The sequence below is a fragment of the Zooshikella ganghwensis genome (genome assembly GCF_018263875.1).
GTDB classification, from domain to species: domain Bacteria; phylum Pseudomonadota; class Gammaproteobacteria; order Pseudomonadales; family Zooshikellaceae; genus Zooshikella; species Zooshikella ganghwensis.
In genome coordinates this window covers 170,124-182,707 of record NZ_JAEVHG010000007.1, presented here as the reverse complement: position 1 = coordinate 182,707, position 12,584 = coordinate 170,124, and the positions used below count along the sequence as shown (strand labels likewise).

Here is a 12,584-nt window from a genome sequence, read left to right as displayed (position 1 = left end):
CTTTTTCCTTATCAGAGTGAGCTTAAATTCAGTTTTGAATCATCGTACGTTCTAATACTACTGGCATTAATCATTTGCTCACGCTCACGGCAATAGCTGCCGAGGGGATTTTTTTGACAGTAAGAAACGGCACTAGCATAGCTATACGCATTGAATCGTGCTTTAATTTCAATATCTTTAATAGTTGCTTTATCCTCTGAATTTAACGTAGCTGAGTAATAGTTTAAAATATTCTCTGCTCGACGCTTATCCAACATAGACTTAACCCAACGATCACTCATTCGCTTGACCGAAAGCTTGGTCAAATACTCAACATCCTCATAACCTGTTTGTGGCAGTAATACATTTAACGCAGGACCAGAATATTTATACTGCTGCGTATAAAGTTTGACAGGGTTATATTTATCTAAACCATTAAGTTGATTAATATAATCTGTTTTAAGGTAAACAACGGCTTCTTTAAATAAATTAAAACAAGGTGTCGGATTAGCTAAACTACATTTCATTAAACCATCAGGAATAATGTTCGCTAAGCGAAGTGGATCACCACCCACTTGTTTCGCAGTAATCGATATTTTGACAGAATTTTTGGTCGCTTCATCCAATAAATTCAAATCACCACTGACATTGACAACACCCATGGCATCGACTTTTAGATAACCACCAATATTCTTTTTATCCTTAGCACTGCGATACTCGATTTTCATATTTATTAACAAATATGAGCCATACTCAATCGCTGTTACAAACTCGTCACCCAATTCCTCAAAACGATTTCCAGGGCTTTCATCAGCTAACTCCAGCGCTGCCGCTGTAGGTTGATATCCTTGGTTATTTACAGGCACCAGTAGTCGTTTTTTGGGTTTACTATTTAGATAAAAAGTATAGGTACCTGTATATTCATCCGCTGCATTTTCAGTAGCGTACTCACCACCTGCATCAACACTCACGGCATTCACTTTTACACCAACATCAACACTACCATTGACCATATCCAAAAGCTGCTTATAACCTAGATCGACAGCAAAGCGAATTTCCGATTCAGTATTTCCATAGCTTTCATCTATATCACCGTTAACGGCTTGAAAACCATAAAACCCACCTTTTTTACTATGATAGGCTGTCCCCAAAGGAATATTATCATTATCGATGCCTGGTATTTCAGTTGCAAAGCTTGCTGTAGAAGCTAAACTCACTCCTGCTGTAAGTACCATGGCCTGGATGAAGTTATACTTTTTTATCTTCATCAATATATGTCCTTAAATTTAGCGTTTACGTCCGGGCACGTCTAAAAATCACATTTTTAGGTATGCTCGCTAATTGATTAATAACGCCCTGCTATTCATGAAGGAAAAACTCAGAATCAGTAACCGTGTATGTGATGTACAGCTTTTCACGCAGTTACTGATATCTTTAGGTAATTACTGGTTATTCAAAAAGTCTTGATGCCAGCGTTCAGGGATTTCTTGTAATTGCTGTTCAACCGTTAACGATTGTTGATCTTTAAAGGAGTAATCTGCTTGCATAGTAATTCCTCCTACTAACAGACCATTAGCAAACACAGCTTTTGAATCTGTTGCCAGTACGACTTTTGAATCTTCGAGCTTAGCTAGTTTTAGATTATGTACTGTATCGTTATAGTTTTCATTAGCCACCTTTATAACAGATGTAGTACCTTGCTGGGTAATTAACTGGTCGCCCTGCCGAACTTCCTGCGCCCAAACAATACCTCTATTTTTAGTGAGTACTGGGTGAGTCTCCGTTAATAATACAGATTTTCCATCTTTAGTATTGATGCGAACCATCGGTAAAACTTCATTACCAATGGAAGTATCTTCAACATTCATAACTAAGCCATTAGCTTGCACTTGGTCACCAATCATGACTTGCTCAATAGGTTTTTGTGTACCATCAGCCATTGTAATCAGTGTACCTTTTGCCATACAGCTATATTCGAAATACATAAAAGGCATTCGACTTTCAATAACCCATTGATGTGAAGGTGTTTGGCTATTATCGGCAGTAATATCCACTGTAAATGGTTCTATCCCTTCATAAAACATGAGATTAACATCTGCTATAATATGGATCTCCCACTCAACATTTTTGAACCGCTTATACATTGTCGCAGTACCAAATACAGCCTGTTCTCTAGGGATGTCCCAGGAAATAATAGTATGTGGCCTACCATCAATCATTACCTCACGAGGTGGGTCCATAAAGTCGACAAAAGTTTTTCCGGTTGCAGGATCAACTAACTGGGCATGTTCTCCAGTATTGGTTGAAATCCAAATATTTGTTTTTCCAGTTACGAATGAGTCGGCGGGTACTTCAGAAGGCTTATATATTTTTTTTACTTTATGCGGTATTGTAATTGTTCCTTGAAAGGGAAGTTTAATTAATAGCTTATCATTTGGCGTATTAGCAGGATACATTTGCTCATAATCACAGTCACCATGATCTCGATTTAAACATACCTGTATTTTATTATCTTCATTTTTATCCACAGGTGCTATGAGATCAAGTTCACCATTTGAACTTTCTCCTTTTTTCTTCGCTTTATACTCACTGACTGTTTTTTTAGACCTTGTGACATAATGACCTTTATTACCATCAGCATCTTCATATATCACTATCGATTCAACAGTTAACAAATCTCCATCATCGTAAACAGCGCTAATAATTTCATCGGTTACCGGACTATAAGCCACCACATTATTTGCATTTCCTGCAAATGCATGTATTCCTCCTGGATGCCCCAGTTTAATCATCTTTTTGGGGTCATCTGGATGAGGTCCCATTACAACAGCACTGGTATAAGTATACGTCATTTTACCTGTAATACTGGTCCTAGCTTTTGCCAGCATTTCATTCTTTTTCGTTTTGACATTTTTACCCGCATCCAAATCTTGAATTCGATGAAAAATATCTTTAGGTTTATTATTCGTTAAAATTCTCGCTAAATTAATCCGCTCATTGTTATTAGCACTCAATAATGAAATAGCTCTGTCTTTTGCTACGCCTGACTTCAGCATTTTATGATATTCACGTTTTAATGTGTGCTCTTTTTTAGACTGCTCCAACATTCTATATAACTGTGGCGACTTTTCTCTGGTAGTACCCGTTAGGCGTAAATGCTCTAAAATATAATCATATTGTTTCTGGTCAGAAAGGTCTAATTTGACAGCATTACTTTTCTTACCTATGACTTTGTCAATATGATCTCGTGCCTTATTAAACGAAGGCGTTAACTCCTCAACAGGAGCTGATAAACGGTGTTCAACAGCACTGGCTGGATTACCTAGCCATAATGCCCCTGACATCGCTATGGCAGCGATAGCAAATGAGAGTTTATTAAGTTTCACGACTGAGTCCTCTTTATGCTTTTTATACCCTTCGCGAATCAATTTTAGGGTTTGTTGTCAGGCTCTTGACCACCAAAGATGGTGGGAATGCAGTTTACTGCCACCCCAGTCACTTATTTATATAAGCTCCAGGGGCTTCATCGCTTGACAGCCGCCCCTAAAAAAACCTTCACTGTGGGTATAGTGTTGATTGCCCAATATATACCCTTCACGAATGATTTCTAGCTTTTGTTATCTTCACTCCTCACCCCAATCACCTATTAATATAGGCTCATGGGGCTTCGTCACTCGATAACCTCACCTAAAAACCATTCGTTTTGGGTATAGTAATAGTTATTCTGTTTTATTTTTTTCACAGAAAAAGACACCTATTAACTTCAGTGAATACATTTTAATTATTCTAACCAAACAGATATCTTTAACTGGTGATTATTGACGAATTAAACCGTATCTTTGACGACTTATTTTGTTAAGGCAAAATCATACTATTGTAAATTAACAATATAGTCTTCTACCTCCCCGCCTATGCCATTCAAAAAATGACCAAATGTACCACAAGCACTGGGACGCTCATTACTTTTCAATATTACACGCATTTTAGTTAAACCTGTGCTTGCTGTTACTGGTATCAAAAAACTATCTGCAATAGTTTCTCTAAAGTTTGATTCTGTTACCAGTTTTTCATTATCTTCAAAACGACCATTTCGGTTAAGGTCTATCCAAATACCCGCATAAGAATCTTTCTTACCCCATGAATAATACGGTGTTAAAGCGTAATAATATGTATTTCCTTTTTTTAAAGAAATTGTTTGATCTGTGTAGTTTTGATAGCCACCACTATTCCCCGAACTATTCAAAAATGCTCCGAGTCCAAATTTATTTATATAGGCATAAAAAGCATAACTGCCTTTTGCGTTACAATAACCTTGCGGCAGGCCTGAAGTATCTGCTTCATTTTCAAAAGTAATTTCTGCCACATCACTGGTATATATACCATTCAAAACAAGTGATACCCGGTAAGAAATTGGAGGCTCACCTTCTCCTGGCACTTCAAATTGATGTGAGATTTCGCTGTTAAATGCCGGTTTACCACTAAAAGTTTGGCCATTGATTTGCCACTGCCAATCCATTTCATCAGGTAGATATCGTGACGTATTTTTAAAATAAACAGTATTTTCTACCTTTCTGAAGCTAAAACTGACTAGCGGATCTGGATGAGTATCGGTACCACCATTGATAAGCAGATAGTCTTCAAACTCCCCAACCTTGAGTGAATCACAAGGATTTTTTATTTTCGTTCCCCAACTCATGGCAATACGCATTCGGGTACTGGCGTTAGCGGGCATTAAAGGTATAGTTATTTGTGAGCTTATGTTCTCTTTACTCTTAAACTCAGTAATTAACTCACCTTCATCAGCAAAATCACCGTCGCCATTAGAATCAATAAAAACTGACCAATAATGACTATAGCTATTACTCTCTTTATTTAGCTTAATAGTAAAATTTTCACCCGCATTTACTTTAAAAGGGGTATTCAAATACTGCCCATAACCCGAGGTTTCTTGCAAGGTAACAGGCCCTAATTGTTGACCTAGAGCTGTACTCACTAAACTAACTTGTTTGATAAAATCTTGATCACCAGGATTACCCGAAGGCGTACAATAATGTGGCGTTAAACTTATTGTCTTACTGTATGTATATTGATTTCCTGAACTATCCTCTACGGTGAGTGTGACTTTATAGGAGCCATCCTCCTTATATTGATGTACTACTAATGCAGCTGAGTTAGTTTCAATTTGTGTAAGCCCATCACCAAAATCCCAGTGCCATTTTACAAAAGAAGAGCCATTCACACGACCCCACTGGTGACTCAAATTAGTAAAGGTAACTTCACGGTAAGAGACACTATAGTCAAACAAAGCATGGCTCCCCGTATTACTCAGCACATACACATCTACTTTAGCAAAAGCAGACATAATTTCTTTTTCAAGCTCTTCAATTGTTTTCCCTGCTAGCGCTGTATCTGAAACATTCAGGTTTTTGGCTTGATCTAATACACACTGTGCTGCTTCAGTAAAACTTGGGTAATCGCCCCAGCAATTTACTGCAGCCAGAGCAAATAATTCAAATCCTTCAAGTGGAGTCCATCCATTATTGTCATTAATAAGATGATAAAATGCTTTGTTAAAAACACCCGCTGAGTAGTGACCATTTTGTTGCCAATGATAGTGTTTAGCACTATCGATTGACTTACCATCTTGAGAAGGTTTTTCAAAATAACGAGCGGCTTTTCCTTGCTTAAATGACTCTTTATTAAAGAACCAATCATTAAGGTTAGAGCTTTGTGTTTTCCCTAATAAATATTCTGCTGCTTCACCTGCAATATCTGCAAATGACTCACTGATACCAAATGAGTGACCAGCATCACCTTCAAGTTTTGAGTATGTTTCAAGAAAACCATGAGCTAGCTCATGCGTAATAGAATCCAAAGAAACCAAAGGATAAAAGTACTTATCACCATCCCCCAAATTAATATACTCTCCATCCCAGAACCCATCATCTAATTTAGAGCCCGAATGTACACGAATCTTGACGGGTTTCTTCTTACCTCCATGCTTACCAAGAGGCCCTTTATGAATAAACGGTAAACGGTCAAATAACTGATACGCTACCTGACCATGAAATTGAGCATCACTCTTTACACCGTAAGCTTCATTGATTTGAGTCTCATCGTGCTGTCCAGACAATGAGCAGGGATAGCGATAAGGCGTTTTAATAGCATCATCCTGACTGGCATCCAGAACTTGCACATTATCTTGATCCATTGTGCAAGTAGCTACCCCATCGTAACTTACTAAAAATGTATTTGCTTCTAATGCCGTATCATTTCTGTTTAAATAGTTCGGCTGATTATATTGACGATAACCAACCTTCTTATTTCCTCCATAACCACTACCAGCAATACGTTCACTTTCGTATTTAATTAGGTCTTGACGGGCAATGATAGTTTGAGAATAGGGATCTAAAAACAGTTTTTCTCTTATTGGCTTAATAATAGATGGGGAACGCGCTAAAAACTCAACTTTATAGCTGTAGTGGGCCTTATCATTTGAATCAATATAAATAGCAGGTTTAACTGTATAACCTGTGAGTTGCCAATCACTCACAGCCTGTTGTCTCTTTAAATAGTTTTCAACAAGCCAAAGCTTAACTTTGTCTGGAGTAAAATCGGGTGGTTCTGCTGTAGTTACAATATCTCTTTCTAAATTTTTAAATAATTTCTGGTAAAAAACTTTAGCGTTATGATGATTATTTTTACTAAGTATTAGGCCAGAACCTTCAATATCTATCCCTCTATAAATTTGCTGGTAATGTTCGTATTGATCACTATGATCGTAATAGTTACTTTCAGCTCTTTTAAGTAGAATTTTATTGTTTGAATGTTCAGCAGAGTAATTTATAACTGTAGAGTGACTTTTTTTATCGACATGATACAGTCGACCATTAGCAATTTTAAAGGTATTCACCTCTAATGGCTTCAACCTTTCTGCAGATACACTATTAAAAGATAACAGCAGAAGAGTCATCAAAAAAAGTAGATGATCTCTCATTACAACCCCCTGTATTAGCCTTTATACTATTAGACTCTTCTTTTTTCCGTATTTATATTTTATATATCAATGTAATATTTTTTATCAAAGTCACGCTAACCTATTCCATACTCACTTTCAACTAATTTTTAAGTTACGAAGTATAGACTTTGGTCTAATCCGTTAGCTTTCGCTTATATATTCGAATACGATAGCAAATTATTTTTGACACACATCAATTAGCAGCATAACAAAGGATTTTTAAGAAGCGATAGTCTGCTCTTTTAAAACCAGCAGTGACAGCAATTATATTTTAAAAAAATATTAGTTGGCTAAGCAGTCAACTATTGAAATCACAGGGGTAGATTATCGTTTAACAAAACTAAAACCATCACACTATACACTGAGTCAGGTATAATTAGTCACTACACAACAAATATATTACATTTAAAATATACCCAAAGCGAAGGACGTTTAGGGACGGCCGTCAAGTGATGAAGCCACAGAAGCTTATAGAAATAAGTGACTGGGATGGCAGTAAACTGCATTCCCACTATCCTTAGTGGTCAAGAGCGCAGACAATAAACCCTACTAATGTGTCGGGAACACATTAGAACAGCTTCGCTGGCCCGTTAGGGTGAGCGCTATGGATAGCGCACATAAAATTGATTCGTGAAGGGTATAAACTCATAAGACTGGCTTTATTTATGTCACAAACAGCTATTAAAGAACGATGGTGGCAAACAATTCACCTAGAAGAGAACCACGGGCAAACCTGGGACTTTGGTTGTCTTGAGTTGAATATCCTACGCTTGGCCCATGAATGGCAAGTACGATTTAATCATATAGATATCCCCCTTGAAGCAGAGCAGGATGAAGTCAAAATAATAGCTGAGAACCATAATTTAACCCGATTCAAGACACTCAAACGCTTTGTAGTGGCTCAAACTCGAAGTCAACTAACAATAACTCCCGTGTTACCTGATCGTAATATTGTTGTCAAACCTTTTGACCGTATAATGTTATTACCTGATGAGCATATTACCTTATATATAAGTATAGTGCTGTGGTATCGGATCAATATTTATCATGACAAAGTCACTCTTTGTCAAGTCCCCATAAGGGCACTATCTGATACTTGGTTCGGCCCAAATACACAACTCGGACAGCTATGCTACGCAAGCAAAACGAGAGCTGTTATTAATAAAGACCTTATATCCATAAAGCCCTATCGAGGTATAATTCCTGTCACCATTGTGAATAATCAGTCACAAATGTTATCTATTGAAAAAATTAACATCCCTGCTCCTACCTTAGAACTACGGTATAGCCAAGATGGGCTACTATGGACTACAGGCATAACACTGACCCAAACGAAAACGAAAAGTGAAATAAAGCTTTCGGATCCTACAAATGAATATTCAACCAACTTTTCTAAATGGGAGTTAATCAATAAAGCTGAAACTTCTTTAGAGGAAGGCTTGATGTCAAAAGCTTATAATACATTTTTTTCATAGGGATTAAAAAATAAAGCATGGAAATTTTTAAAAACTTAACAATTAATCAAATAGCTTTTAGTCTAACCATTGTAATTATAGGTTTTCTTCTAGCAAAAATATCATCTAAAGCTATTGTAAAATTCAGCAAAGACAAACTTACTCAACATCAAACACTGATATTTCAGCGAATCAGTTACTACCTCATTATTTTGCTTTTTCTAGTGACCGCATTGCAACAAATCAATGTAGACTTAGGTGTCATTATTGGCGCTGCTGGTATACTGACCGTTGCGATTGGTTTCGCATCACAAACTTCTGCCTCAAATGTAATTAGTGGTATATTTTTAATTGGTGAAAAACCATTTAGCGTTGGCGACACCATTAGGGTTGGGTCAACTTTAGGTGAAGTATTATCGATTGACCTACTATCAGTTAAGCTGCGAACATTTGATAATCTGTTTGTCAGAATTCCCAATGAAACCATTATAAAATCAGAAGTAACAACGCTTACTCGGTTCCCGCTACGGCGCTTTGATTTAGCTATAGGCGTTGCTTACAAAGAAGATTTAGAGAAAGTAAGAACAGTATTATTAAAAGTCGCAGCAGACTATAATCTATGCCTGGAAGATCCAGAACCTTTATTTATGCTGTTAGGTTTTGGTGACTCATCTATTAATATTCAATTTTCCGTTTGGACTAAACGAGAAAATCTTCTAGAGTTAAAAAATGGCATCATCGCACGTGTAAAAAGCGCTTTTGATGAAAATAATATAGAAATCCCCTTCCCTCATCTTTCACTTTATACTGGAAGCCAGACCCAGCCTTTTCCGGTAGAACATGTCACCAAATCAACAACATCATGAAACTCAAAAATTTACTTAGGGAGGGAAGCTCAGTAATCATTAATGAAAATGCTATCAAGAAAAAAGTAGTGTAAGCCATAAACTGTGTTTGTCAGTATATATACCGAATATGAATGGTTTTTAGGTGCGACCATCGAGTGACGAAGCCCCATGAGCATATAGTAATAGGTGATTGGAGTGAGGAGTGAAGATAACAAAACCTAGAAATCATTCGTGAAGGGTATATTCACACAATAATGAATATACTCCAAGACTTGCCAATTCCCTCTGAACTCGCCGTATATCCATCCCTGGAGGCTTGACTGCCGCATCCTTGCGGCAGACAGTTCTTAAGAAATCACCAAGTCTTTCCGCCTCCATACTATACCCAGAACGAAAGGTTTTTAAGAAGCCGTCAAGCGATGAAGCCCCTGGAGCTTTTATTAATAAGTGACTGGGGTGAAGAGCACTGACAACAAACCCTAAAAATGACTCGTGAAGGGTATATATTGAAACCAATACATAATTACTAGCCTCTACAACTTATACACTGTTAGTGTGTCAACAAGTGAGTCGTTGTGAAGCTCGTGTCAGGAACACGACAAGCTTAACTTGAAGCTCTCTAACCTGCCTATACGGCAGTAAACTAGACATTCTAAGAATGAATATGCTGCAGAAGAATACCAGACACACCTACTGTCATAAAGTTTCCAATAAGTCTTTATAATGACTCTTGGTTTCAAGTAATAACTAGCTTCAAAGTTAGTCTTGACTACCGCTCTGCTCCCTTGAAATGAGAATATGTAAAACTACCAGCCATTACGATCTTTCCTGCTTAATGGCAGATTGTTTATGAAGCCGATGCAGGGAGCATCGGTAGCGACAGAGGCCAAGGATGGCCTTCTGGCGCGGCGGAATAAATTATCTGACATCAAACATTATCACCATGATTTGAAAAAACTCCAAACACTCTTTGCTTTTTCTTGAGACATGCCTACTCGTTAAGTTAAAACTTAAATTCACTATATAATATAGCCTTCATTATAAGCCCATATATTTCAACAAGCAGCACACAAAGTACTTAACCAAAACCATACAAACAATTATCAAAATATAACAGCATCAAAATACAGAAGGGTCAAAATATGCAAAGTTTGTTTAACACTAGCCGCCGGCGTTCATACAACAAAATTTTTAATTTAATCCTATTTTCAAGCAAGACTATTTTTCCGCTTATTTGCCTTAACTACAGCATTGCTGCTATCTTACCACCCACAAAAAATATATTACCAAACATAAGTTACATAAACCTAAATACCACATCTACCATTAATAAAATAGAAGACGACTTTGATCAATTTAACACGTCAAAAGTTGGAAAGGTATTACGATTACAACAGCAGTTAAACCTCAATATACCACTGAGCAAAGCCAACTTCTGGGGTACACATAACAGTTACAATACTAAAGTCTGGAGATACCCTGCACCCAACCAAAAACACCATATTAATGAACAACTCAGAATGGGTGCCCAGTTTATTGAGCTCGATGTGCATTATATGCGTTTTTTTGCCTGGGAAAAGTACGATACTTATGTTTGTCATGGCACAGGACCTGATTTACACCTTGGTTGTGTTTTAGGCGCATTGCGCCTAGAAAATGCGTTATTTCAAATAAAACAATTTCTAGAAAACCCTGTTTATAAAAACCAAACATTAATTTTATATTTAGAGGATAACGCCTATAAAGGTGGCCACAGTGGCATATTCCATGAATTAAAAAATATTTTAGGTGAGTATATATACCCTAGTGGAGGTTGCACATCAATCCCTGATACATTAACGCCTAAACAGATACTTGATGCTGGGAAGCGTATTATTATATGGAAAGATAATGATTGTGCTAAAGATAGTGATCTTAAATCAATAGTTTTTTCCAGCCTGGGCAATATTCATCGAAAATATGAGCAACGTGCAGGCTGTATTAATTGCACAAATTTTACCGCCCCACAAATTGCTCAAATGATTGAAGGATCTAACACTGGACAATCTCCCGCCAACATTATCGCCCTAGATCTTATTCATCCTGGTGCTGAGGATATACCTGCTTTATTATGGAGTTGGCACTACCCATCAGGTGAACCAAGAAATACCTCACCTGAATTAGACTGCGCAGTACAAACTAGCAATCCTAACCCATACTATCGAGGAGGTTCATGGAAAGCTATGAATTGTGACAAATATTATTATGCTGCCTGCCAAAATATCAATTCGGGAATTTGGGCTATAAGTTATGAAAAAACACCATTCTCTTCTGCTGAACGACTTTGCCAACACACCTTTGGTAAAGCTTACCATTTTAGTACGCCTAGCAACGCTCAAGAAAACTTAAAACTAACAGAAATGAGACAACACAATGAAAATATTTGGATAAATATCTCTGACTCTGCCCAAGATGGAAATTGGATTGTACCGCACGAGGGTGAATATTAAAATCGTAATAGTCAATAGTGTCCTTTTCAGGTAAACTCATGCCATGGTTAAACTCGCTTTACAAGCATATTGGCAGGCACTATCTGCTTTGAGTTTATCCTACTCATTGCGCTAGCAGTGTATACAGTGCTAGAAGGAATATAATATAAAAATCAGGATGATATTAAATGAAAAAAACACTTTATACAGCAATTCTTACAGCAATTTCCCCCTTTGTTTTTGCTGACTCTCACGCTATTACCCTTGGTGACCCAGAACCTGCAATGACTGACGCTTCATTTGAAGTCAGTTCAAATATGTATCATGAAAACAATGTAGCGGACCGGATCACTATTGCATCTGACCGAATTACTGTCTTTGCCTCGAAGTCAACGCGTGGCAGAACCGTGGGTATTCCTCAAAGTAAAATTGATGAATTTTGCGGTGACATCGATGGATGCCAGTTACGTATGGCAATGTATAATTGGGATGGTCAAGGCAGAACAGCTTCAAGATCCAATCTATTTTTCTTTAATAAAACAAATCGGGCCTGGCGTGCAGAAAATGGTGATAAACAAGGCACTGATTTTAACGGATCAACTCAGCATATAATGCAGTCATGGGCATGTTACTTCACTGATGGAAATTACAGTAACTGGAAAGACCGCAGTGATACTTCCGTAGGGTTTAGTCTGTTGTCTTGGAACCAATACAATGCTGACTGTCGTTTGACAATAATTGACTAAACAAACTTATATACCTTTGAAAAATTCAAAAAGAGGTTACACATGTAGCCTCTTTTTTTAAACCTCTTCAA

At 37.3% G+C, this 12,584-nt stretch carries 8 protein-coding genes; 5 read left to right on the top strand and 3 right to left on the bottom strand.

What is annotated here, in order from left to right:
• Window positions 1-11: 11 nt before the first annotated feature.
• The 3 genes from KHS79_RS12340 to KHS79_RS12330 all read right to left on the bottom strand — a co-directional run bounded on the left by KHS79_RS12340 (window position 12) and on the right by KHS79_RS12330 (window position 6,976).
• Window positions 12-1,247 carry a hypothetical protein gene (locus KHS79_RS12340; protein WP_212719357.1) on the bottom strand — a complete coding sequence of 412 codons (1,236 nt, stop codon included), beginning with the start codon at window positions 1,245-1,247 and terminating at the stop codon, window positions 12-14.
• 174 nt (window positions 1,248-1,421) lie between these two features.
• Entirely contained in the window at window positions 1,422-3,365 is a 1,944-nt protein-coding gene (locus KHS79_RS12335; RefSeq protein ID WP_212719354.1) for a Hint domain-containing protein, read from the bottom strand.
• A gap of 485 nt (window positions 3,366-3,850) precedes the next feature.
• Complete coding sequence (locus tag KHS79_RS12330; RefSeq protein ID WP_212719351.1) at window positions 3,851-6,976, bottom strand: GEVED domain-containing protein; 3,126 nt, start codon at window positions 6,974-6,976, stop codon at window positions 3,851-3,853.
• Between the two features lie 686 nt (window positions 6,977-7,662).
• Between KHS79_RS12330 and KHS79_RS12325 the strand changes: the two genes are divergently transcribed.
• From KHS79_RS12325 to KHS79_RS12310, 5 genes are all read left to right on the top strand, one after another.
• The gene (locus KHS79_RS12325; RefSeq protein WP_212719349.1) at window positions 7,663-8,472 is read left to right on the top strand and encodes a hypothetical protein; all 810 of its coding nucleotides are present in this window, start codon (window positions 7,663-7,665) and stop codon (window positions 8,470-8,472) included.
• Window positions 8,473-8,489: 17 nt separating this feature from the next.
• Entirely contained in the window at window positions 8,490-9,317 is an 828-nt protein-coding gene (locus KHS79_RS12320; RefSeq protein ID WP_212719348.1) for a mechanosensitive ion channel family protein, read from the top strand.
• A gap of 831 nt (window positions 9,318-10,148) precedes the next feature.
• Complete coding sequence (locus KHS79_RS26095) at window positions 10,149-10,283, top strand: hypothetical protein (RefSeq protein ID WP_267910736.1); 135 nt, start codon at window positions 10,149-10,151, stop codon at window positions 10,281-10,283.
• 158 nt (window positions 10,284-10,441) lie between these two features.
• Window positions 10,442-11,788 carry a phosphatidylinositol-specific phospholipase C domain-containing protein gene (locus KHS79_RS12315; RefSeq protein ID WP_212719346.1) on the top strand — a complete coding sequence of 449 codons (1,347 nt, stop codon included), beginning with the start codon at window positions 10,442-10,444 and terminating at the stop codon, window positions 11,786-11,788.
• Between the two features lie 167 nt (window positions 11,789-11,955).
• Window positions 11,956-12,513 (top strand): hypothetical protein, encoded by a 558-nt coding sequence (locus KHS79_RS12310; protein WP_094786944.1) that lies wholly within the window; start codon window positions 11,956-11,958, stop codon window positions 12,511-12,513.
• The last annotated feature ends 71 nt before the right edge of the window (window positions 12,514-12,584 follow it).